Source organism: Erythrobacter sp. SN6-5, assembly GCF_057364945.1.
The window spans coordinates 1,664,873-1,686,876 of record NZ_CP200282.1 but is presented as its reverse complement, the minus strand read 5'-3'; the positions used below and the strand labels follow the sequence as shown (position 1 = coordinate 1,686,876).

20 protein-coding genes and 2 pseudogenes are annotated in these 22,004 nt (G+C 56.9%); 11 read left to right on the top strand and 11 right to left on the bottom strand.

Translation table 11 applies throughout. From position 1 onward, the window contains the following. Positions 1–85 precede the first annotated feature (85 nt). From AC0V6Z_RS08430 to AC0V6Z_RS08410, 5 genes and pseudogenes are all read right to left on the bottom strand, one after another. Positions 86–1,176, bottom strand: a pseudogene (locus AC0V6Z_RS08430) (tryptophan halogenase family protein). Next, positions 1,160–1,603, bottom strand: coding sequence for a tryptophan 7-halogenase (locus AC0V6Z_RS08425; protein WP_472638086.1), 444 nt, complete (start codon positions 1,601–1,603; stop codon positions 1,160–1,162). The pseudogene AC0V6Z_RS08430 and the gene AC0V6Z_RS08425 overlap by 17 nt, the downstream one beginning before the upstream one ends. Beyond that, positions 1,600–3,132, bottom strand: coding sequence for a tryptophan halogenase family protein (locus tag AC0V6Z_RS08420; protein WP_472638085.1), 1,533 nt, complete (start codon positions 3,130–3,132; stop codon positions 1,600–1,602). The genes AC0V6Z_RS08425 and AC0V6Z_RS08420 overlap by 4 nt, the downstream gene beginning before the upstream one ends. Next, the gene (locus AC0V6Z_RS08415; RefSeq protein ID WP_472638084.1) at positions 3,129–4,175 is read right to left on the bottom strand and encodes a tryptophan 7-halogenase; all 1,047 of its coding nucleotides are present in this window, start codon (positions 4,173–4,175) and stop codon (positions 3,129–3,131) included. The genes AC0V6Z_RS08420 and AC0V6Z_RS08415 overlap by 4 nt, the downstream gene beginning before the upstream one ends. Continuing rightward, positions 4,172–5,713, bottom strand: a complete 1,542-nt coding sequence (locus AC0V6Z_RS08410; RefSeq protein ID WP_472638083.1) for a tryptophan halogenase family protein — start codon at positions 5,711–5,713, stop codon at positions 4,172–4,174. Before AC0V6Z_RS08410 ends, AC0V6Z_RS08415 begins: the two co-directional genes overlap by 4 nt. A 166-nt stretch (positions 5,714–5,879) precedes the next feature. Between AC0V6Z_RS08410 and AC0V6Z_RS08405 the strand changes: the two genes are divergently transcribed. The 7 genes and pseudogenes from AC0V6Z_RS08405 (at position 5,880) to AC0V6Z_RS08375 (ending at position 12,654) form a co-directional block, all read left to right on the top strand. Further along, positions 5,880–7,079 carry a Gfo/Idh/MocA family protein gene (locus tag AC0V6Z_RS08405; RefSeq protein ID WP_472638082.1) on the top strand — a complete coding sequence of 400 codons (1,200 nt, stop codon included), beginning with the start codon at positions 5,880–5,882 and terminating at the stop codon, positions 7,077–7,079. A gap of 38 nt (positions 7,080–7,117) precedes the next feature. Continuing rightward, positions 7,118–8,108: pseudogene (locus AC0V6Z_RS08400) on the top strand (sugar phosphate isomerase/epimerase family protein). A 209-nt stretch (positions 8,109–8,317) separates the two neighbouring features. Next, positions 8,318–9,493 (top strand): MFS transporter, encoded by a 1,176-nt coding sequence (locus tag AC0V6Z_RS08395; RefSeq protein WP_472638081.1) that lies wholly within the window; start codon positions 8,318–8,320, stop codon positions 9,491–9,493. A gap of 2 nt (positions 9,494–9,495) precedes the next feature. Next, complete coding sequence (locus AC0V6Z_RS08390) at positions 9,496–10,059, top strand: gluconate 2-dehydrogenase subunit 3 family protein (protein ID WP_472638080.1); 564 nt, start codon at positions 9,496–9,498, stop codon at positions 10,057–10,059. Between the two features lie 27 nt (positions 10,060–10,086). Further along, entirely contained in the window at positions 10,087–11,619 is a 1,533-nt protein-coding gene (locus tag AC0V6Z_RS08385) for a GMC family oxidoreductase N-terminal domain-containing protein (RefSeq protein WP_472638079.1), read from the top strand. After that, positions 11,507–11,797 carry a GMC family oxidoreductase gene (locus AC0V6Z_RS08380; protein ID WP_472638078.1) on the top strand — a complete coding sequence of 97 codons (291 nt, stop codon included), beginning with the start codon at positions 11,507–11,509 and terminating at the stop codon, positions 11,795–11,797. The genes AC0V6Z_RS08385 and AC0V6Z_RS08380 overlap by 113 nt, the downstream gene beginning before the upstream one ends. After that, on the top strand, positions 11,797–12,654 hold the full coding sequence (locus AC0V6Z_RS08375; RefSeq protein WP_472638077.1) for a sugar phosphate isomerase/epimerase family protein: 858 nt from the start codon (positions 11,797–11,799) through the stop codon (positions 12,652–12,654). The genes AC0V6Z_RS08380 and AC0V6Z_RS08375 overlap by 1 nt, the downstream gene beginning before the upstream one ends. A 57-nt stretch (positions 12,655–12,711) precedes the next feature. Here AC0V6Z_RS08375 and AC0V6Z_RS08370 read toward each other — a convergent pair whose 3' ends face one another. Genes AC0V6Z_RS08370 through AC0V6Z_RS08350 form a run of 5 tightly spaced genes read right to left on the bottom strand, consistent with a single transcriptional unit; the run spans position 12,712 to position 17,292 of the window. Next, the gene (locus AC0V6Z_RS08370; protein WP_472638076.1) at positions 12,712–13,752 is read right to left on the bottom strand and encodes a glycoside hydrolase family 5 protein; all 1,041 of its coding nucleotides are present in this window, start codon (positions 13,750–13,752) and stop codon (positions 12,712–12,714) included. Between the two features lie 28 nt (positions 13,753–13,780). Beyond that, positions 13,781–14,833, bottom strand: a complete 1,053-nt coding sequence (locus AC0V6Z_RS08365) for a LacI family DNA-binding transcriptional regulator (RefSeq protein ID WP_472638075.1) — start codon at positions 14,831–14,833, stop codon at positions 13,781–13,783. 11 nt (positions 14,834–14,844) lie between these two features. Beyond that, entirely contained in the window at positions 14,845–16,224 is a 1,380-nt protein-coding gene (locus tag AC0V6Z_RS08360) for an MFS transporter (RefSeq protein WP_472638074.1), read from the bottom strand. Between the two features lie 13 nt (positions 16,225–16,237). Next, positions 16,238–16,915, bottom strand: coding sequence for an SMP-30/gluconolactonase/LRE family protein (locus AC0V6Z_RS08355; RefSeq protein ID WP_472638073.1), 678 nt, complete (start codon positions 16,913–16,915; stop codon positions 16,238–16,240). Beyond that, on the bottom strand, positions 16,891–17,292 hold the full coding sequence (locus AC0V6Z_RS08350) for an SMP-30/gluconolactonase/LRE family protein (RefSeq protein WP_472638072.1): 402 nt from the start codon (positions 17,290–17,292) through the stop codon (positions 16,891–16,893). The genes AC0V6Z_RS08355 and AC0V6Z_RS08350 overlap by 25 nt, the downstream gene beginning before the upstream one ends. Positions 17,293–17,422: 130 nt before the next feature. On the opposite strand from AC0V6Z_RS08350, the gene AC0V6Z_RS08345 reads away from it, so the two are divergent. The 4 genes from AC0V6Z_RS08345 to AC0V6Z_RS08330 are packed head-to-tail and all read left to right on the top strand — an operon-like array spanning position 17,423 to position 20,469. Then, positions 17,423–18,514, top strand: coding sequence for a glycoside hydrolase family 3 protein (locus AC0V6Z_RS08345; RefSeq protein ID WP_472638071.1), 1,092 nt, complete (start codon positions 17,423–17,425; stop codon positions 18,512–18,514). Further along, positions 18,498–19,139 (top strand): glycoside hydrolase family 3 C-terminal domain-containing protein, encoded by a 642-nt coding sequence (locus AC0V6Z_RS08340; RefSeq protein ID WP_472638070.1) that lies wholly within the window; start codon positions 18,498–18,500, stop codon positions 19,137–19,139. Before AC0V6Z_RS08345 ends, AC0V6Z_RS08340 begins: the two co-directional genes overlap by 17 nt. Positions 19,140–19,143: 4 nt before the next feature. Beyond that, a complete protein-coding gene (locus AC0V6Z_RS08335; RefSeq protein ID WP_472638069.1) occupies positions 19,144–19,959 on the top strand; it encodes a putative glycoside hydrolase in 816 nt (271 codons plus the stop codon). 18 nt (positions 19,960–19,977) lie between these two features. Next, positions 19,978–20,469, top strand: coding sequence for a gluconokinase (locus tag AC0V6Z_RS08330; protein ID WP_472638068.1), 492 nt, complete (start codon positions 19,978–19,980; stop codon positions 20,467–20,469). On the opposite strand, the gene AC0V6Z_RS08325 is transcribed toward AC0V6Z_RS08330, so the two are convergent. Beyond that, positions 20,458–21,807: a GntP family permease gene (locus AC0V6Z_RS08325; RefSeq protein WP_472638067.1), complete on the bottom strand. Its 1,350-nt coding sequence runs from the start codon at positions 21,805–21,807 to the stop codon at positions 20,458–20,460. The two genes, AC0V6Z_RS08330 and AC0V6Z_RS08325, sit on opposite strands and share 12 nt — an antisense overlap. Positions 21,808–22,004 lie beyond the last annotated feature (197 nt).

Genomic DNA, 22,004 nt, shown 5'->3' with positions numbered 1-22,004 from the left:
CCTTAATTCAATCCCAAATTGACAACCTTGTCAACTGAGATTGTCAAATCTTGTGGAAGGCGTGACCTCCATGACACTCCAAATTTTAACTCATTGTATTTGAAGAACAATTTTCCTCAATAAACGATCGGTGCGTCGGCATATCGTTGGCCGCGTTATCAATTGTTGCTCGGACCTTGTGCAAGATCGAATCAATCCGCTCCATCGGCAGCTTTGCGATTAACGGATTGCTGGCCTGCGGCTCGACACCTTGACCATACATCACCGCGAGCCAGCTGGCAGTGCCGAAAATATCGTTCGGCTCTTCAAAAATCCGCCCCCCTGCTCGAATTGCGCGATCCGTCGGCGCAGCTCCTCGGGCTGCTCAATCGTTTGGCAATGCCGCCAAAACGGCGTGTCGTCGCGCTGAGTCGCGGTGTAATGCAAAACCAGAAAATCGCGCACACGGATGTACTCTTTGAGAGTGCGCGCGTTAAACGCATCGATATCGGGCTGGCTAAAGCGCTTGTCCGGGAAATGCGTCAGCAACCGGGCGATACTGGTTTGAACTAGGTGAATGCTGGTGGATTCGAGCGGCTCCATGAACCCGGCCGCCAGCCCAAGCGCGAGCACGTTGCCGCTCCAGAATTGCTTGCGATGCCCCGTGACAAAACGCAGCCGATTAGGTTCGGCCAAAGGCTCACCATCCAGATTGCTCAGCAGAGTCTTCTCTGCGGCATCATCGTCAAGAAATTCACTGCAATAGACATAGCCATTGCCGGTGCGATGTTGCAGCGGGATGCGCCATTGCCATCCGGCCTCACGGGCCGTGGCCCTAGTGTAGGGGATGGGGAAGGCATCACGGGTACAGGGGATCGCCACGGCCCGGTCACACGGCAGCCATTTGCGCCAATCCTCATATCCGGTTTCCAGTGTTTGCTCGATCAACAACCCGCGAAACCCAGAACAATCGACGAAGAAATCGCCGCTGATAGATTGGCCAGATTCCAATTCAAGCGAACGCACATGGCCGCTCTCGCTGTCTTGCGCGACATTGCTGATCCGTCCCTCGATCCGTTCAACGCCCTTACCCTCTGCAAAGCGTCGCAGAAACGCGGCATAAAGTGAGGCGTCAAACTGAAATGCGTAATTAATCCCTGCAAAGGCCGATTGCGGCCGCTCAGGGGTTGCCCGCATGAACTTCTCGCGCTAAGCATGCCTCCACCATCAGCGAATAGGAAAACAGATCGTCTTTGTACCCGGCCAGGTTGCGGTGCAGCCAATATTGGTAAAACGGAATAGCATCGAAATCGCGACCAAAATCGCCAAAAGGGTGGATGTAGCTCTCACCCTTTTTGAACCAATCAACGAACTCAATCCCAAGCTTAAAGGTGGCATTGGTCTCACGAACGAACTCGTTCTCATCAATGCCCAGCATGGTGTTGAACGCAATGATCGGCGGAATGGTGGCCTCGCCCACGCCCACGGTTCCGATGGCTTCGGATTCGATCAACGTCACCTTGGTTGGCGATCCTTCGAGCAGGTGACCGAGCGCGGCAGCCGTCATCCAGCCAGCGGTCCCGCCGCCAACAATCACAACACGGTCGAGCAAATGAGGGTTCATGCAGGTTCCGTCACAAATGAAATGGGCACCGCCTTACAGAAGCGGTCAATATAGGCTTGGTGAGTCGGCATGGCCTGGGCCGCCTTGGCATAGCTGGCGCGCATGTTCGTAAGACTGCCCTTCAGGTTCGCCTCTGACAATCCGCTAGCTATTGCGTTGAAGCCCTGCGGCCCCCACCCCTGCCCCTCAGCAACCGCGATCCAGCTGGTCACATCAAACAATTCCGCATCATATTTGAAGAAGCGGCCCTGCGACTTGAGCAACTCTAACTTGCCCGCCAGGCTGCCTGGAATATCCATTTCCCGCACATAATTCCAAAACGGCGCGTCATCGCGCTTGGTCGCCTTGTAATGCAGGATCAGAAAGTCACGCACATGGGTGAAATCATCAGTCATCAACCGGTTGTATTCCGCCCTCTCCACTGGAGCATCGACCCTGCTTGGGAACAGCGTCACAAGTTTCGCAATGCCCATATGGATTAGGTGAATACTGGTCGATTCGAGCGGCTCCAGAAAGCCGGAAGACAGCCCAATCGCTACGCAATTTCCGGCCCAGAATTCTTCGCGGTGGCCAGTGCGGAAGCGCAGATGATTGGGCGAGGAAACCGGCGCGCCATCAAGGCTCGCCAGCAGGGTTTTTTCGGCCTCTTCCGCGCTCAGATACTCATCGCAATAGACATAGCCATTGCCGGTACGATGTTGCAGGGGGATGCGCCATTGCCACCCCGCCTTGCGCGCGGTTGAGCGAGTGTAAGGTACCGGATTGCCTTGCTTCTCGCAGGCCACGGCTACGGCGCGGTTGCAGGGCAGCCAATGGCTCCAATCCTTATGGACAGAGCCCATTGCTCCGTCGATCAGCAATCCGCGAAAGCCGGTGCAATCGATAAACAAGTCGCCCTCAATCTGGCGATCATGGTCAAGCGACAGCGCCGTGATCAGGCCGCTATCACTGTCTTGCTCAACCTCTTCAATCCGTCCTTCGATCCGGGTTACCCCCAACCCTTCGGCAAAGCGGCGCAGGAATGCTGCGTAAAGCCCGGCATCAAAATGATAGGCATAACCTAGCTGGCCAATCACTGCCCCGTGATCAGGTTCTGGCCGCAGGAATTTGCCCGCATAGGCCGCGCAAGTGTTGAGCGAATAATCAGCCAGACCATGCGCATCGCCCAGGCTTTTTAGCCGCGACCAATATTGATGAAATTCAACCCCCTCCAGGTCAAAGCCATATCGGCCGAAGGGATGGAAATAACGCTCTCCCAAACCGCCCCAATCGGCAAATTCGATCCCTAGCTTAAAAGTTGCCTGGGTCTCGCGCACAAAGGTGTGCTCATCAATGCCCAGCTGGGTGTTGAACTTTGTGATCGGCGGAATGGTCGCCTCGCCAACGCCGACCGTCCCGATTGCCTCAGACTCGACAAGAGTTACGGAGACACCAGCGGGCATCACCATTTTTGCCAGAGCTGCTGCCGTCATCCAACCAGCGGTGCCACCGCCAGCGATTACGACGCGCTTGATCGATCTTTCTGTCATGCCGCCTGCACCTGCCGAGTTAGACTGGCGATCTGCCCGCGCAATTGATCCAGCCAATCCAAAAGCTGCGCATCTGTGAGGCGCTCTGCCATCCGATCAGACCGGCGCGGGCGAACACCGCGCGCCCATAGCGCCGCAAGCCATTCTGGCGGCGTGAACACTTCATAATCCTCAGTTGGGATCCGCCCGCATGCTGCAAAAACCTCTGCCTTACGCTGCAACGCAGGGCGTGTGCTCGCCAACGGATCCTCTATGTTCAGCAGTTCGTGCATATCAGCCATCCGCTCTCGCTGCGCTAGGGCCAATCGGGTCCATTCGGCCTGCTCCGGCACGCAATCAGACAAGGGCGCTGCTAAGTTGGCAAATCGCCGCGCCGCACTACTCAACGCGTGCCATTCAAGCCCGGAGATGCCGCTTTGCTGCGCAATATTAAGCTCCTGCCCCTGCCACTTGGGCGCCTGTGCATCTGACGAACATTGGATCACCAAACTCGCACTCTGCGCCTGTTCACTGCCCGCCTCGATCACCCTCGCACCACCCGCCTTGGCGAAAGACAACAGTGCATTGCCATAAGCGCTGCGGTCAAATGCGATGCCAAAGTCGACTGGCAACTGCTCCAATTGTGCCAGTGGCGGCTTATGCGCGGCGTTTTGCAGCGCCAGCGACAGGGAAAATTCCGTGAGATCAGCTTGCTGAGACAGGCGGCTGGCGCGGAGCCAATATTGGTGAAACTCAACCCCGCCGCGCGGCACGCCAAAGGCAGAAAACGGCAGCTGCACTGCCGCGCCATCTGCCGTCCGCGTCTCAGCTGCTAAAATCGGAGAGCCTCCACAACGGGCAAACAACTGATCAATTGGCAGGCCCATCTCAGCGTGGAAGCGGTGAACACTGGGCCGGGTCTCGAAGGAGCCGGTAGCCTTATCCTCGGTGCCGACTGCCAACTCCAAAGAGCGCCCTGGCCCTAGCCAACGGCTGGCTAGATAGGCGCCAACAACTCCCGCCTGCAACGGCGAGCCGCGAACAAGGATGCGCTCGGTGCTCATGCCGCTGCCCCCATCATATTGTTACGCGCGAGATAGGCCGCGTGGTCTTCCATCGAACCGGCGGCCTTTTCCATATGGCCTTTTAGCCCCGCAAGATGACGCAAAACCTCCGCATCAGCCTGCCTAGAAACACGGACATCAAAACTGCTGGGTAATACACGCTGACCGATCAGCACCGCAACCCAGCTTGGCACCAGAAACAGCCCGTGATCATAGGCGCCGACATGGCCATGTGCAGTGAACAGCTCTAGCCGTTCGGCCAGGCTGTCGGGCACATTCATCGTGCGCATGTGATTCCAGAAATCGGAATCGTCGCGTTCTGTCGCGTGGTAGTGCAGGATCAGAAAATCACGCACCCGCTCAAACTGCAGGTCCATCCAGCGGTTGTATTCCGCCACTTCCACATCGCAGTCCTGATTCGCGGGAAACAGCTCCAGTAACTTGGTGATACCCTCTTGGATTAAATAAATGCTGGTCGATTCAAGCGGCTCCAGGAAACCACCGGACAGGCCAATCGCCACGACGTTGCGGCTCCACAATTTGCGCCTCTTGCCTGTTACGAAACGCAAGAAGCGCGGATCGGCCAACCGCTCCCCCTCCAACCCGTCCAGCAAGGTGTCGCACGCCGCATCATCGCTTAGGAATTGGCTGGAGTATACATGGCCATTACCGGTGCGATGCTGCAGCGGAATGCGCCAGCTCCACCCGGCCTCATGCGCAGTGGCCCGAGTGTATGGCAGCAGCGGCCCGTCGCTCTCGCATGGCACAGCAACCGCACGGTCGGCGGGTAACCACTCGCTCCAATCGTCATAACCAGCGTTCAGCGTCTTCTCGATCAGCAGGCCGAAAAAGCCGGTGCAATCGACGAACAAATCACCCTCTACCACGCGCCCATCATCCATGGTCAGCGCGCTCACCAGTCCGCTTTCCGACTCCAGCGTGACATCGACCACCTTGCCTTCCATCCGTGTGACCCCGCGCGCCTCTGCGTGGGTGCGCATGAAGGGCGCATATTGCAGCGTGTCGAATTGATAGGCGTAACGATAGGTCGACATGACCGAACGGGGATCTTCGCTAGGCGGTTGAAACTTGCCCATGCGCGAGGCGATGACAGGAAGTGAATATTCATCGAGCGCGCCAACGCCCGGCTGGCCCGCAAATTTGCGCCAATACTGGTGGAAGGCGACACCGGCATTGGGCAGGCCAAATTCACCGAAAGGGTGGATATAATTATCGCCCTTGCGGCCCCAGTTCACAAACTCAATGCCCAGCTTAAAGGTCGCCGAGGTCGCGGCCATAAACTCCGCTTCGTTGACGCCGATCGTATCGTTGAAATTTTTTATATGCGGCAGTGTGGCCTCGCCCACGCCGACAACTCCAATCGCCTCTGATTCGACTAATGTGATTTCCAGGCCTGTCTGGCCAAGCATGCTGGCAAGACCAGCCGCAGTCATCCAGCCAGCGGTTCCCCCGCCAACCACAACCACGCGGTTTATCGCTCGCTTGCCCTCATTCGCGCCCACAGGCCGTTCCTCCATCCCACCGCCAAGATCGCATTTGCCTGCCCGCTGTCAATCGCAAGCATTGCAACATTCGCACCGATCGGCTGAGGACGCCAATACGCACAATCACTTGACGCCTCTGTCAAAACAGTAATACAAATTGACAACGTAAGACAATAGAGGTCTTCGGGGAGAGGTTTTTGTGAGTTCTGCACGTGTGCGGATGGGAATGGCTGGCGGCGGCCAGGGCGCCTTTATTGGCGGCGTCCACCGTATGGCAGCAGCACTTGATGGCCAGATTGATCTGGTCTGCGGTGCATTCAGCCGCGACTTTACCAACAACCTGGCGACCGGCAAGGCATTGGGACTCTCTGAAAAACGCTGCTATCAAGATGTCTCAACCTTGCTCGCCCGCGAAGCGCAGATTGCAGGCGGAAGCACTGGCGAACGCGATCCGATGGGCTTCCTATCGATTGTCACCCCTAATCACACCCATGCACCGATGGCGAAAGCGGCCGCGGAGGCGGGCTTTCACATTATGTCGGACAAGCCGGCGGGCATAAGCCTGGCTGAGATTGAGGCTTTGGCCGAAACTCTGCAAACCACTGGCGTGTATTACGGCCTAACGCATACCTATCTAGGCTATCCCATGGTGTGGCAGGCACGGCATTTGGCAACCCAGCCGGAATTTGGCCCGATCCGTAAAGTGCTGGTGAATTATACCCAAGGCTGGCTTGCCAGCGAGACGGAAAGCGCAGGCAGCAAGCAGGCGGAATGGCGGGTCGATCCAGAGCGGTCCGGCCCCGCTGGCGCGCTTGGTGATATTGGCAGCCACGCCCATAGCCTGGCGGAATTTATGGCCAATTCACGGATGGCTCGGCTGTCTGCGCGGCTGCGCAGTCATTATCCGACCCGCCCACTCGATGATGATGGTGAGATCAGTTTCTCGCTGGAAAACGGCGCAACCGGACAACTCATCTCTAGCCAGATTTGCGCGGGCGATGAGAATGATCTGACGATTCGTATTTATGGCGAACATTCGAGCCTAGAATGGCGGCAAATGGAGCCAAACACACTTACACAGCGGCTCGCCAGCGGTCAGAGCGTCATTCACCGCGCTGGTGTCGACAAACCGCTGTGCGCTGAGGCACTTAGCCGGTGCCGCCTGCCCTCTGGTCATCCAGAGGGGTATCTTGAGGCATTTGCTAACCTTTACCGCCATTTCGCGCAGGCATTGCGCGACGGGGTGGCGCCTTTATCGCTCGGAGTGCCCGGCATTGCAGAGGCTTTGCGCGGCATGGCCTTCCTCGAGGCAGCAGTGGCCAGCAACGCCGCCAATGGCGCCTGGCACGATATCAAAGCGCCCTCGGCGGGCTCCGATTTGAAAGGTCTTCTCACGTGAAGGAACTTCGTGGACCGGCCATTTTCCTCGCCCAGTTTATGGGCGACACCGCGCCGTTCAATTCGCTAGATACAATCGCGAAATGGGTTGCGGACCTGGGCTATAAGGGCGTTCAAATTCCCTCTAACGATCCGCGCTGCATGGATCTCGATCTTGCTGCAGAAAGTCAGGATTACTGCGACGAGCTAGCCGGACGCTGCGCCGAGCATGGCCTCACCATAACGGAGCTGTCGACCCACTTGCAAGGCCAATTGGTGGCAGTGCATCCGGCCTATGATCAAATGTTCGCTGCCTTCGCCCCCGAGGCGCTGCATGGCAAACCAGCCGAGCGTCAGGAATGGGCAGTCGACCAAATGAAGAAATGCGCCGTTGCCTCGCGCAGGCTCGGCCTGAAGGCATGCGCGAGTTTCTCTGGTGCGCTGATGTGGCACCTCGTCTATCCTTGGCCTCAACGGCTAAGCTGGATTGGTTGACGCTGGCTTTGCCGAACTTGCCAAGCGTTGGCGGCCGATCCTGGACGTTTACGAAGACAATGGCGTTGATGTCGCATTTGAAATTCACCCTGGTGAAGACCTGCACGATGGCGCAACTTTTGAGGCGTTCCTTGAGGCGGTGGACAATCATCCGCGCGCCAACATCCTGTTCGACCCGAGTCATTTCGTGCTGCAACAGCTCGACTATCTCGACTTTATCGACCGCTATCATGACCGAATCAAAGCCTTCCACGTGAAGGATGCGGAGTTTCAGCCAAATGGACGCACCGGCGTCTATGGCGGCTATCAGGGTTGGCAAGATCGCGCGGGCCGTTTCCGTTCGCTTGGTGATGGGCAGGTCGATTTCCGCCAGATCTTCAGCAAGCTGACTCATTACGGGTTTGATGGTTGGGCAGTTCTGGAATGGGAGTGTTGCTATAAACATCCCGAGCAAGGCGCCGCCGAAGGCGCGCCGTTCATTGCGGATCATATCATCCGCCCAACCGAATACGCATTTGACGATTTTGCTGAAGCGGGGACATTGATCCCGCGATGATTGCAACAACCCTGGGCATAATGCCCAAGGGTTCAGGAGAAAATTGATGCAGGCGAGCGAATATCCACGCCAAAAACTGTTTTGGATCGGGGTTTTGACCCTGTTTACTGCTGCCCTCCTATTTTCCTTAAGAGTAGGGTTGGCTAAGCGACATTCAGGCCGATATCTTTGCCGGGCTCAGTAACCCAGGCGAAGCTATTGGTAGCGCCTTGGGAGCGGCTTTCTTTGGTTTTGGCATAACTCTTTTTGTCGCAAGCCCGCTGCTTGATGCGTTGGGTATTGGCAATGTCATTCGTATTGCAGCGACATGCTTCGTCGCAGGCACCGTCTTGGCGATTGGTGCGGCTAGCTTTGTTGGACCAGACACAGCGCGTACCTTGTTTACAGTCGGCTTCCTAATCCAGGGCATTGGCTGGGGCGCCATGGAGGCAGCGGTCAATCCCATGACAACCGCGCTCTATCCCGAGGAAAAGACTCACCGGCTCAATGTGCTGCACGCATGGTGGCCTGCTGGCTTAATCGCGGGCGGGCTCATCGGCTTTGCGGTCAGCGGGCTGGAGATTCCTTGGCGCATGGCGATGTCGGTCGCGTTCCTGCCAGCGCTTTTGGTGTTGATCCTTTCAATCGGTGTCCGTTTCCCACCAACCGAGCGTGCAGCGGACGGCGTATCGTTTAAGGATATGATGCTTGAAATTGTCCGTGCACCGACATTTCTCGTCTGGCTCGGTGCAATGTTGCTTACGACATCGCTCGAACTGGGCCCGGCAAGCTGGATTAACACCGCCTTGTCAGCAAAGGTCGGTTTCAATGCTGTGCTGTTGCTGGTTTACGTCTCTGGATTGATGTTCGTAATGCGTCACTTCGCTGGCGCGCTAGCGAACAAGCTATCCAATGCCGGCGTCCTGTGGGTTTCCAGCCTTACTGCAATGATTGGCCTGTATGCCATGTCGCAGGCATCAAGCCCGGTCCTTATCATTGCCGCAACCACGATCTGGGGCATGGGCGTTGCTCTGCTGTGGCCGACCATGATGGCGACCGTATCAGAACGCTATCCGCGCGGTGGCAGCTGGTTCATCGGTCTGATCGGATCATTCGGCGCGCTCGCGATCTACTTCCTCTTGCCCCAGCTTGGTCGGATGTATGACGCAGCGATGGTTGTAGAGGCCGGCACTGCGGAAGCGCTAGCGGCCTTGCGTGACGCGGGTACGCCAGAGGCAGCCGCACAATTGCAAGCGATCGAAGCTGAGGCCGCACCGCAAGCGTTTGAGTTTGTGGCGATGATGCCCATCCCCCTCCTGCTGATCTTCGGCGTAATTTGGTTCCTTGATCGCAGACGCAAACAATCAGAGGCAAACGCGCCTCAAGTGCAAGTGGAGCAGGCATGAATATGACAAATACACGGGCCAAGCTCAGCCGCCGCACGATGCTGCGCGGCTCCATAACGGTGGCAGGCGCAGCGATTGTGCTGCCTGCCATGGGCAGTATCGCAGGTTGTTCCAATGGTGCAGGCGGCAGCCTAGCTGGAAAGCTCGAGCTAATCGATGCTGTCAGCGATCTGGTGATCCCGCAAACCGATACTCCTGGTGCGCGGCTCGCCAAGGTGCCAGCCTATATCGAGGCAGTCTTCACCGACCATTTCACCACAGAACAGCAAGATGATTTTGGCGCTGGTCTTTCCGTGTTTGACGACATGGCAAAGGACGCGGGCGCCGACAGCTTTGCCAGCGCATCGGCGGATCAGCAGCGCACGATCTTGAACGAGCTGGACACTGGGCCGGGTGACATGACCGGCAAGGGCACGTGGCAGCAGCTGCGCGATATGACGATCTTCGGCTTTTACACGTCAGAGGAAGCCACCAAGGAACTCGGTTTTGAAGAGATCCCTGGCCGTTATGAAGCCTGCGCACCCTTGGAAGAGGTCGGTCGAGCCTGGCTGAACCGCGGCGTTTAAATAGAATCGAAAGAGAGTAACAAGAGAATGTCTGAGAACACCCCTTTCGATGTGATTGTTGTTGGTTCTGGAATGTCGGGCGGCTGGGCCGCAAAGGAATTCAGCGAAAAAGGGTTCAAGACCCTGGTGCTGGAACGCGGCAAACAAACAGAACACAGCGTGGATTATGTCGGTGAGAACCAAAATCCGTGGGATATGAAGCACCGCGACCGGGTCGACCCAAAACTGGCCGATGCGGAATATCCGGTGCAGCAGACCTGCTATGCCTTCCGCGAGAGCACGCGCAATTTCTTCATCAACGACAAGGAAAATCCCTACTCGGTTGAGGACGGCAAGACCTTTTCGTGGCTGCGCGGCGATCAGGTCGGCGGCAAATCATTGATGTGGGCACGGCAAAGCTATCGTTGGAGCGAGATGGATTTCGCCGCCAACAAGGCCGATGGGTATGGTACGGATTGGCCGATCCGCTATGCCGATGTTGAACCGTGGTATAATTATGTTGAGAAATTCGTTGGCATCAGCGGTTCAGAAGAAGGCCTAGATCAGCTACCCGACAGCCTGTTCCAGCCACCGATGGACCTCACTTGCGTAGAGAAAGACGCAAAAACCAAGGTTGAGGCAGCCTTTCCGGGACGCAAGATGATCCCCGGCCGCGCGGCACATCTGACGCAGCCAACCGAAGAGCAATTGGCGTTGGGCCGCGGTTCTTGCCAATTCCGCAACCAATGCGAGCGTGGATGCTCGTTCGGTGCCTATTTCTCGAGCGTTTCGGCCACTTTGCCAGCGGCGAAGAAGACCGGGAATATGACCCTGCTGCCAGACACGGTAGTCGAACGCATTCTATATGACGAGAAAAGCGGCAAGGCGACCGGTGTGCGAACTGTCAATCGCACCACCAAAGAGCGTCAGGATTATCAGGCCAAAGTGATCTTCATGTGCGCATCCACATTGGGTACGGTGCAGGTGCTGCTCAACTCCACATCAGAAGCTTTCCAAAACGGGTTCGCCAATAACAGCGGCACGGTTGGCAAATATCTGATGGATCATCACACACGGATCGGCGCAGAGGCGGCTTATCCAGGTTTTCAGGATAGCTATTTTGCAGGGCGCAGGCCCAATGGCATTTACGTTCCGCGCTTCACCAATCTCGGCAATGAAACCGATGGAGAGTTTCTGCGCGGATACGGCTATCAAGGGCAAAGCTCGCGTGCCTCTTGGACCCGCGCCTTAGGCGGCCAGGGCTTTGGTGAGGATCTGAAGAACGAACTCAGACAACCAGCCGACAGCTGGCGCATTCGCTTGCAAGCCTTTGGCGAAATGCTGCCGCGCGAAGAGAACATGGCGGTGCTGCACCCAACCAAGAGCGATCCAAACGGTATTCCGCAAATCCACCTGGATGTCAGCTGGTCTGAAAACGAACGCAAGATGCGCGTTGCGATGAAGCGCGATGCCGTTGCAATGCTGGAGGCGGCTAAGCTGCACGGATATTCAGACATTCGAACAAGAACCCGTTCCGGGAGATTGCATTCACGAAATGGGCGGCGCACGCATGGGATATGACGCGGCAACCTCTGTCGTTAACGGCCGCAACCAATGCCACGATGTGCCCAATGTCTTTATCACCGACGGATCTTCGTTCTCTTCGGTTGCATGCCAGAACCCATCGCTCACTTTCATGGCTCTAACAGCGCGTGCGGTCGACTATGCCGCCACCCAAATGAAACAGGATTTGATCTGATGAAAGCACTTCAATCACTTGATCGCCGCGATGTTTTAAAAGGCGGCTTGCTCGGTAGCATCGGATTGCTCGCCGCCTGCAATGGCGTAGCGCCCACGCCGGAAACAGCGGCAAAGACCAGTCCCTACACAGGCAAGCTCGGTATTCAGCTGTACACTTTTCGCGAGCAGTTTGAGCAAGACTACGACGGTGTCCTCACCACTTTGGCTCAGATCGGTTATAAGGACCTAGAGTTTGCTGGTTATTATGATCACGATGCCACCGCAATTAAAGCGCGGATGGATGATCTTGGTTTGGTCAGCAATTCCACTCATGTGCAGCTGGCTGATATGCAAGACAATTTCGATGCGGTCATAGAGCGTGCGGCGCTGATGGGACAAACCAAGCTGATCATTCCCTGGCTTGCCCCAGAAGATCGCAATCTTGACAGATACAAAGCCATTGCAGACCTGCTCAATGAACGCGCTGGCCCCGCAAAAGAGGCGGGCATGATGGTTGGCTATCACAACCATGAGTTTGAATTTGAAACGATTGACGGTGAAGTGCCTTACGACATCTTGCTGGAGCGCACAGAGGCCGACGCAGTAACGATGGAGCTGGATTTCTTCTGGGCGCACAAGGCCAATGTTGACCCTCTAGAGCTATTCGCGAAAGCACCAGGCCGTTTCTCTGCCTGCCATATCAAGGATGCATCTAAAGATGGTGAAATGGTCAACATCGGCGACGGCGTAATTGATTTTTCTGCCATCTTGGCAGAGTCAGAGACCGCTGGACTGGAGTGTTTCTACGTCGAAAATGACGATACGAAAGATGCCGAAGGTTTTGCCAAAGCGAGCTTCGCTTACCTTGATCAGTAGAAGCGAATGCGGGTGACCGCGATCGCGGCCCCGCCCCCGCATCCCTTCCGCCTACGGCTATTCTCCAGTCAAAACGGCAAGCATGTCTTCGTCCCAACCATTCTCTTCAGTATGGAGCGCGAAGGTGTTCGCGTAGGCCCATAGACACCAAGGAATGTCGGCTTCCTCCATCGCCTCTTTGACGGCACCGGCCCATTTCACTCGCTCCTTGTTATCGACCGGGTCATTCGCTCCGAACTCGCCAAGGAATACGGGCCGTCCCACGGCTTTGCGGAATGTGGTGGCAATTTCGACTGCGTTCGCCAATTCCACTTTATCTGCAGCCGAACCCCATCCACGCTTACCTTTGGGCATATTCTCACCCAACCAGGCCGCTCCTTGGTGGGTGAAGTTGAACGGGTCGTAATAATGGAAAGTGTAAACAACATTGGGATCATCGGTCGCTAGGTTGGTCGCTAACGTACGAATGCCAGACCATTCTTCCCCGCCAAGAATAACGATCCGGTCAGGGTTATCACGGCGAATGGTTGCAAGCGCAAGCGCCTGAGCTTGGCGCATCTCCTTGCCCTTCAAATTCTTGGTGGGCTCGTTCAGCACTTCAAACCAGACATTGCCGGGCAGCTTGGAATAACGCAACGAAAGCTGATCCCAGATCGCTCGGAATCGTTCCATTTGTTCGCCTGGCTGCTCCATCATCTCTTCAAAATGATGGATGTTAATCACTACATTGAGCCCGCTCGACAAAGCCCATTTGATATTATTGTCAGCTATTGCAACGAAATCTGGATGGAGCCGATATTCTGGTGCGGGGCCCGTGTAATCGCTCCAACGTATTGGAATGCGCACCGTATCAAAACCTGCCTCAGCGATCTTCTGATAGTCGGCTTTAGCATAGAGCTTACCCCAAGAGCTTCCATTCGGCGCTTCCAGCGCATTGCCCATATTGACGCAGCGTTTCATTTGAAAATCGGGTGCGATCGGTGTGCTCGGAACGGCCCCTGCCTGCGCTGCAGGGGGCACCTGCGCGTTTGCCGACAGCGACAGGGAAAGGCCCATTGCGACCACAATTGCAAGTTTGGAGTTTTTCAAATGTGTCACGTTAAGATCCCTTCTATTCACGTAGCTTTTATGGGCGCCTTGGCGGCGCCGTTGTTCCTCTGAGGATGAATTCATGATCCAGGACAATGCGATGCGGCCCCGGCCCTTTACTGTCGCTTAAGCCCTTTACCAGTTCGCGGACTGCGGTGCTGCCCAGATCACTTAGCGGTTGGCGTACAGTGGTTAGGAATGGGCGCATCCGCGTTGCAATATCGGCGTCATCAAATCCGACGACCGATATATCTTCCGGCACTTTCATTCCGCCTTCGATGAGGGCGGCAACTAGACCTGCCGCCATGTCATCGTTGGAAGAGAAGACGGCCGTTGGCGGATTGGATTGGCCGAGAAAGAACTGTCCAGCATCATAGCCCGTTTGAAAACTAAACGCGCCGGGCCGCACGAAATCAGGATCAATCTTCAGTCCCGCAGCCTCCATTGCAACACAAAATCCAGCAAAACGGACATGCGATGAACGTTGATTCTCGCTCCCGCGAATAAATCCAATTCGTTTGTGCCCCAGGCCCGTCAAATGCTGGACGACTTCGATTGACGCCTTGTAATCGTCTATCTCAACCAACAGTCCCTGGTTTTGCAAATCGACAGGGCCGACACGCACCACCGGTATCCCCATTTCGTCAAGTACGAAGGCGACCTTCTCGTCATTAGCATAGGGCGCGAGCAGCATCACCCCATCGGGACGGCGACGACGTGTCACAGTCTCTAGCGCGGTACGGATATCGGCCATCGCCATTTCGCCGAGGTCCTCAACGAGACTAATCGACAATTGATAACCCAGCTCCTGACACGCAATCACCGCGCCAAATTGGATCGCATTGACATAGACGCTGCCCGCATGGTGGCAAACAAGGTTGATATCGTAGGAGCGGCTACCGCGCAGCGAACGCGCGGACTGGCTAGGGACATAATCGAGCGCCCCGGCTGCCTCGCGCACTTTACGGCGCAGTTTTTCCTGCACGTGCGGCTCATTATTGAGGACGCGCGATACTGTCTTGATCGAGACGCCCGCCAAATCGGCAACGTCCTTCATCTTCGCTGAATTTTCAGATTTCGCCTTTGCCATTCGCCCCCCTGTCACTGCGACAACTCGTCAACAATGCGAGCGTGCAGACCACTGCTCAGTGGCATAAGAAACAGTGTAATTGAAGCGGCGATCAAAAAGAGAACCGGAGCAATTGCAATGTATTGGCCGAGTGAAACCGCCGTCTCTGCAGTTTGCACATCGCGCTCAGGCTGATAGCCAATACCTGAAAGCAGATATCCAACTCCCAAACCGGTCAGCGCGCTAGACGCCTTTTGAGCAAACAGACTTGAGCCAAACACCGCGCCTTCGTCGCGGCGTCCGTAATTGTATTGGCCATATTCAACCGTGTCGGGGATCAGTGCCCAAATGATGATGGCAAAGGAAGAGCCCGCAAATCCGTAAAGAATCAACTGAACCGGCACACCGCTGACCAGAAATGGTCCAAATGCGAACAGCCATATACCGCCAATGGCCGTCAACAGGGTTCCCAAATACCAGCATTTCTTTTTGCCAAGCGAGCGCGCTATCAATGTCCAGATCGGTGTCCCGACAAGCGTGGAAAATGCATAGGCTGACAGGATGACTTCCTTGTTTGCGAAGTCGCCCGCATTCGCTTCGATATAAAAGGCTATCGGTATGCTGATGCTCGCCCCAGCCGCTGAATTCAACAGCAGCACTAGTAAGAGCATACGCAGCGCATCGTTCTGCGAGAAAGCATCAAGGAACGAACGCATGCTCCAACCGACCGGCAGATCGTCACCGCCAAGGGGAGGCTTTTCACGAGTGAACAAAAAACATGCAATGAGCGCAATTGTGGCCACAAACGCACCCAGAAGAGCGGCGAAGAAAGAGCCCTGCCCTGCAAACTCGCCTTGCGTTTCCAATGCGCGGCTGAGCGGAAAGAAGAACGACGTAACACACAACATGCCGCAAAAGGCGAAGAACATACGCACGCCAGAAAGCTCGGCTCTTTCAACGGAGCTGAAGGTCAAGCGCGCTGACAGCGCCGAGTAAGGCACAGCCACAATAGTGTAGAATGTGCGGAAGATGATCGCTGACGCCAAAAGCGCTACGAACAGCAGCCAGCCTTCTAATGGAGGTGACCAAAACAGCAGGCAGAAAGAGGCACCCAATCCAAAACTGCCGAACAAGATAAACGGACGGTACACCCCGTATTTGCTGCGATTGGCAGCGGCAAAACTGGCGACCAAGGGATCAGAAATTGCATCCCACAACAGACCAAGCGCATAGATCCAACCAGCCAGCTTTGGATCTAGTCCAACCACCTCTGCGTACCAAAATACGAGGATCAGCGAGAGGCTGTGCCAGTAGATATTGAGTCCAAAATCGCCAATGCCATAGCCAGCTAGGCGCACAAGTTTTCTGCCGAGCATCAGCTTACGCGGCTCAGATGTAGCAGTGTTCGGCATGACTCAGGGCGATTCAAAAACGACCTACTCCAGCCACTTTGGTGCGCACTGCGACCAGGCGGTCGCCAGCAGTGATGAACAGGGTGCGTCCATCTTCGCCAAAGGCACAATTGGCCGTCGCGCGCCTCGTTCCAATCCGGCCCATACAACGCGCCTGAGGATCGATAACCAGAACTCCGCCTGGCCCGCCCAGAAAGATGTGCCCGCTGACCGCGACCGCCATCCCATCGGGTAGCCCGCCAACCTCGTGCATAAACGGCTTCGCATCGAACCATATTTCTCCCCCGCCAATCTCACTATCGGCAGACGCGGGAGTGTCAAACCGGCGGATAAGCGGAGCGTCTGGATCAGATTGGCTCACGTACAAAGAGCTCTCGTCCGGAGACAGCACAATGCCATTGGGGAAGGTCATGTCATCCGCAAGCCGGGAAAGCGCGCCATCGCTACCTAGGCGATAAACGCCATTGGCATCCTGCTCTTTCATCGGTGAAGCATTCAGCCCTTCCAGCCCATAGGGCGGGTCGGTGAAATAGATCGTTCCATCGCTCGCTTCGATCAGATCGTTGGGGCTGTTAAAGCGCTTGCCCATATACTCGCTCACCAAAGTCCGGCGGCTGCCAGCACCCATATCGCGCGCTTCGACACCGCGCTTGCCGTGGTTGCATATCAGCAGTTCGCCGCTTTTCCCCATGAGCAAGCCATTGGCACCCGGCTCACGCAGTCCCCCGCTTGATCTGGCGCAACGCCCGAGGGATCAAGAAAGATCGAGATGCCCTCCTGCGCGCTCCACGCGTAAGCGCGATTTTTCGGAACGTCTGTGAAATAAAGCCTTTGGCGCTCTGTGTCCCATGCTGGCCCCTCGGACCATTGGTGCCCTTCTGAAAGGAGCCGCGATGGAGCCGCGATGTCCACAAGATCGGCGAAGCCGGCTTCAAATTCATCAAAGATAATATTTGCGTCTGCTGCGGAGCCTCTGGCTGCGATCTGCGCGCTATCGTGATCGCCAGCGCATGCGGCGAGCGCACTGGCCGAAAGGCCCAGCAATGTTGTCCGACGCGTAACCTGCATAGTGAATCAATCCCTTCTAGAGTCTTGATATTCCAATATTGACAACCTTGTCAAAAAACGCTGCTAATAGGACAAGATTGACGAATAAGGATTCGTCGGCGCAAAGGTGTGTCGGCGGGGGAGAGCCAGAATGCAGTTGAATTTAGTGAAACCGGCCTTCACGCTGGGGCTGAGTCTTGTCGCGGCCAGTTGCGCGCAAAGCTATACTGGCGATCAGGCGGAAGTCGTATCGACCAATGCGGTCAGCACGCAGGGCGTGATCAACCCGGAAATCTGGCCGCAATTGCCCGCCACCCCGCTCGATCCGGCGATCGAAGCACGCATTGATACGATCATGGCCAAGATGACTTTGGAACAAAAAGTCGGCCAAACAATGCAAGCTGATTCCGCTTCTGTGACGCCCGAGGACGTGAAGAAATACCGGCTCGGATCTGTGCTCAGCGGCGGCAATTCCGCGCCGGGGCCCCTGCCCTACGCCGACACCTCTAGCTGGCTAGAGATGGCTGACAAATATTGGGAGGCATCGACCGATCCGGAAGGGGTAGAGGTCGCTATACCGGTGATCTGGGGGATCGATGCAGTCCACGGCCACGCCAACTTGATCGGCGCAACGATTTTCCCGCACAATATCGGCCTTGGCGCGGCGCGTGATCCCGATCTGATTGAACGCATCATGGCAGCGACCGCTCGCGAATTGGTCGTCTCAGGCCACGATTGGACCTTTGCGCCAACATTGGCTGTACCCCGCAATGACAATTGGGGTCGAGGTTATGAGGGCTTTTCAGAGGACCCGGAAGTCGTCGTCTCTTATTCAGACCGGATCGTCGAGGGTCTTCAAGGCACATACGGCGAGGCTAATTTTATGGCGTCCGGCAAGATCCTGTCGGCGGCCAAACACTATATCGGCGACGGTGCGACCGATTACGGCCGCGATCAAGGCGATGCCAGCATCAGCGAAGAGGAGCTGCGCGATATCCATGCAATAGGCTATCTCCCCGCTCTTGAGGCCCAGGTCCAAACTGTGATGGTGTCTTTTTCCAGCTGGCAGACCGTCAAGATGACCGCCAATAAGGCGCTGATCACCGATGTTTTGAAAGATCGCCTGAACTTCAACGGTTTCGTAGTGAGCGATTGGAACGCGCACGGACAAATTCCGGGCTGTTCAAACACCGATTGCCCAGAGGCATTCAACGCCAAGCATCGATATGTTCATGGCGCCTGACAGTTGGCGTGGGCTGTATGAAAGCACGCTGGCCCATGCGAAATCGGGGCGGATACCGATGGAACGGTTGGATGATGCGGTTCGCCGGATTTTGCGGGTGAAGCTGCAATATGGTCTGTTTGATCGAGGCGCGCCGAGCACTCGGCAAGATGCTGGCGATGTGAGCTTGCTAGCCAATGCGGAGCACCGCGCACTGGCCCGAGAAGCGGTCCGTAAATCGCTGGTCCTGCTCAAAAACAACAAGTCTCTGCTGCCACTTGATCCGGGCAAAACTGTGCTCGTAGTGGGTGACGGCGCGGACAGCATAGCCAAGGCTTCCGGCGGCTGGACCCTGTCATGGCAAGGCGGTGCTCACACCAATGATGAATTCCCCAATGGCCAGTCGATCCTCAGCGGTATTCAAGAAGCTGTTGGCGCAGCGGGCGGCACGGTGATCTTTGACAAAGACGGCACCGGCAATCATTCTGCTGATGTCGTGATCGCGGTTTATGGCGAGGATGCCTATGCCGAGTTCCAGGGCGACCGTGCGCATCTCGATTTTTCCGAAGATGGCTTCGATACGAGCCTGCTTGCAAGCTATCAAGCGGCGGGCACGCCAGTGGTCTCGGTGTTCCTTTCCGGCTAAGCCGATGTGGGTCAATCCAGAGATCAACGCCTCTGATGCGTTCGTCGCCGCATGGCTGCCGGGCAGCGAAGGCGCGGGTATCAGCGACCTGTTGTTCCGCACCAATCCTGCGTATGACTTTACCGGCAGGCTTTCTTTTTCCTGGCCCAAACTCGCGAGTCAATCGGAGCTCAACGTCGGTGATGAGGATTATGACCCGCAGTTCGCCTATGGCTATGGCCTGTCTTATGCGAGCAAGGGGAACTTAGCGAAGCTTTCTGAACGCTCTGGCATTAATGCTAGCGGCTCTTCGGTCGGCGATGTTCTCTATGCGGGCGGCCGCGCGCCAAACCCATGGTCGCTCTATGGGGTGGTGGATACTGCGCAAACACGCCTTAATTCCAGCGACTGGGACGGCGGCGCATTGTCGTTCGCCGGGCTTGACCGTTTGGCCCAAGAGGACTCCTTGCGGATCACTTGGGGTTCGGACGAACCCTATGTTCGGTTCAGCAGTCATGTGCCTGTAGATTTCAAACGGCAGTCAAACGGCGCAATGGAGCTGGCCTTCTTTGTGCGGAACACTGGCAATGCGCCTGCTAACCTGCGGGTCGCCATGGGCTGTGACGATGACAGCACATGTGGCCGAGGCCTGCCGGTCAGCGTGACCTCGGACGAGTGGCGTGAAGTGCGCTTGTCGCTGGCATGTTTTGCGGACCTTGGTGCTGATCTCGGTGCACTCAGCACCGGCATGATCATTCGATCCGAAGGCCCCGCGTCCATCGGTCTGTCGGACATCCGGCTGGAGCCTGATATCGACGCCACGCGGTCCTGCGCGTTTTGAGCCAAGCTGCGCTCTGACATGACCGCTCGGCTCGTTATTATCATGGGGCCAAGCGGCTGCGGCAAATCACGGATTGCGGGCGCATTGGCAGAGGCAATCGCGGCTCCCATGCTGGAGGGTGATGATTTTCACCCGCCTGAGAACCGCGCCAAGATGATGGCTGGCGAGGCCTTAACCGATGGCGACCGCGCGACATGGATCGACGCCATGCTTGCCGCAATTGCGCAGCACAAAGAGCCGCTGGTTGCGCTCGCGTGCTCCGCCCTCACCCGATACGTCCAAGACCGCCTGCAAGCCGTCCCCAATCGCGAAACGCTCTTCGTCTTGCTCGATGCCCCGCGTGAGACATTGGCCGCGAGGATGCGCGATCGCGAAGATCATTTCATGCCGGTCAGCTTACTCGATAGCCAGCTTGACGCGCTCAATGCCCCTGACAGCGCGATCCGCGTGGATGCCCAGCAGCCAGTCAGTGCGATCGTGCAGCAGCTCTCTGCCGCTCTAGAGCACTAAACCCAGCGCCAATACCATCGCAAAACCGACAAGGCCGACGAGCGTCGAGGCGACAGTCCATGTCCTAAGCGTTTCGCGTTCAGTCAGGCCAAAATAGCGCGACACCAGCCAGAAGCCGCTGTCGTTCACATGGCTGACCACGCTTGCCCCGGCTGCAATGGCGATCACCATGCGCGCAAGATCCCAGCCCTCCAGCCCGGCAGCGAGCGCCAATGGCGCGCATAGTCCCGCCGCCGTCAGCATCGCCACCGTTGCCGATCCCTGCGCCACTCGCACAATCGCGGCGAGCACAAAGCCTGCGACAATCGGGCCAATGCCCAGGCCCGCAAAGCTTTCTGCGAGCATCTTGCCCGCGCCGGTATCAACCAAGACCTGTTTGAACGCACCGCCTGCCCCGGTCACCAACAAGATCACAGCGGTCGGTTCAAACGCGCGCGACAGCCCGTCTTTAAGCCGCTCAGCCCCAGCCTCATCATCCGCGCTCAGCGCCATTGCGGCGACCGCGCAGCCGATCAGCAGCGCAGTGAACGGATGCCCTACAAAGGCCAAGAACGGGCTTTCAACGCCGAACTGCCCCGCGAGCGCAGCGGCAACGATCAGCACAATCGGCAGCGCCACGACCAGAGCGGCACGCATTGCCAGACCAGCATTCGCAGCGGCCTCTTCATTTGCCCCAGCGCCCGTATCGCTCATTGGCAACCAGCCGCGCGCATCAGCAAAGCGCGCGTAGTACGGCCCCGCGATCAACATTGCCGGAATACCAGCCGCCAACCCACAGATGATCACCAGGCCCAGGTCAGCCGAGAGAATCTCCGCCACGGCGACCGGTCCCGGGGTTGGCGGGATGAAAGCATGCGCCGTCGCCAGCCCGGCGAGCAGCGGCAATCCGAAGAACAGCGCCGGTTTGCCAGCGCGCATCGCAAGCGCTTGCACCAGTGGAAACAGCAAGATCAGTCCAACGTCGAAAAACACCGGTATCGCGATCACCAGCCCAACAAAACCCATCGCAATGCCCGCTGGCCCCGCGGGGCGATTGCCGATCAGCGAACGCGCCAGCGCCGCTGCTCCGCCGCTTGCCTCCAGATAGACGCCCAGCAGCGCGCCAAGTCCGACAATCACGGCGATAAAGCCGAGCACGCCGGCAAAGCCGTTTGTCACCGCATCGATCACTGCGTCCGGCGCCAGGCCCGCCATCAGGCCGGTTGCCAAGGCCGCGACCAGCAAGGCCGCAAACGCATTCACCCGCCGCACCAGGATCAGGATCAGCAATCCAGCGACACCAATCGCGGTTGCGATCAGTGGCCGCCACTCAGCCACGAACTGCGCAAAATCACTCATGCTATACTGGCCTTCCCGTGCAGAGCGGCGTTGGAACACAGACAGCATTTGCAAAACTGTGACTTTTGCGAACAAGTAATACCTTTCATGATGTTACACCGCATAACTATGTTGGATGTGTGACTTTTCAAATGTACGCTCCAGCGATCACGCGCATTCTACTTCAGGCACAAAGAGTAGGAAAATCATTAACCTGT

Bases quoted from the DNA above. Each gene is read 5' to 3' on its own strand.
- AC0V6Z_RS08375 (WP_472638077.1), top strand. From the start codon at position 11,797: ATGAAAGCACTTCAATCACTTGATCGCCGCGATGTTTTAAAAGGCGGC.
- AC0V6Z_RS08365 (WP_472638075.1), bottom strand. From the start codon at position 14,833: ATGGCAAAGGCGAAATCTGAAAATTCAGCGAAGATGAAGGACGTTGCC.
- AC0V6Z_RS08360 (WP_472638074.1), bottom strand. From the start codon at position 16,224: ATGCCGAACACTGCTACATCTGAGCCGCGTAAGCTGATGCTCGGCAGA.
- AC0V6Z_RS08425 (WP_472638086.1), bottom strand. From the start codon at position 1,603: ATGAACCCTCATTTGCTCGACCGTGTTGTGATTGTTGGCGGCGGGACC.
- AC0V6Z_RS08415 (WP_472638084.1), bottom strand. From the start codon at position 4,175: ATGAGCACCGAGCGCATCCTTGTTCGCGGCTCGCCGTTGCAGGCGGGA.
- AC0V6Z_RS08340 (WP_472638070.1), top strand. From the start codon at position 18,498: ATGTTCATGGCGCCTGACAGTTGGCGTGGGCTGTATGAAAGCACGCTG.
- AC0V6Z_RS08345 (WP_472638071.1), top strand. From the start codon at position 17,423: ATGCAGTTGAATTTAGTGAAACCGGCCTTCACGCTGGGGCTGAGTCTT.
- AC0V6Z_RS08420 (WP_472638085.1), bottom strand. From the start codon at position 3,132: ATGACAGAAAGATCGATCAAGCGCGTCGTAATCGCTGGCGGTGGCACC.
- AC0V6Z_RS08335 (WP_472638069.1), top strand. From the start codon at position 19,144: ATGTGGGTCAATCCAGAGATCAACGCCTCTGATGCGTTCGTCGCCGCA.
- AC0V6Z_RS08350 (WP_472638072.1), bottom strand. From the start codon at position 17,292: ATGCAGGTTACGCGTCGGACAACATTGCTGGGCCTTTCGGCCAGTGCG.
- AC0V6Z_RS08410 (WP_472638083.1), bottom strand. From the start codon at position 5,713: ATGGAGGAACGGCCTGTGGGCGCGAATGAGGGCAAGCGAGCGATAAAC.
- AC0V6Z_RS08390 (WP_472638080.1), top strand. From the start codon at position 9,496: ATGACAAATACACGGGCCAAGCTCAGCCGCCGCACGATGCTGCGCGGC.
- AC0V6Z_RS08385 (WP_472638079.1), top strand. From the start codon at position 10,087: ATGTCTGAGAACACCCCTTTCGATGTGATTGTTGTTGGTTCTGGAATG.
- AC0V6Z_RS08330 (WP_472638068.1), top strand. From the start codon at position 19,978: ATGACCGCTCGGCTCGTTATTATCATGGGGCCAAGCGGCTGCGGCAAA.
- AC0V6Z_RS08325 (WP_472638067.1), bottom strand. From the start codon at position 21,807: ATGAGTGATTTTGCGCAGTTCGTGGCTGAGTGGCGGCCACTGATCGCA.
- AC0V6Z_RS08355 (WP_472638073.1), bottom strand. From the start codon at position 16,915: ATGGGGAAAAGCGGCGAACTGCTGATATGCAACCACGGCAAGCGCGGT.
- AC0V6Z_RS08380 (WP_472638078.1), top strand. From the start codon at position 11,507: ATGCCGTTGCAATGCTGGAGGCGGCTAAGCTGCACGGATATTCAGACA.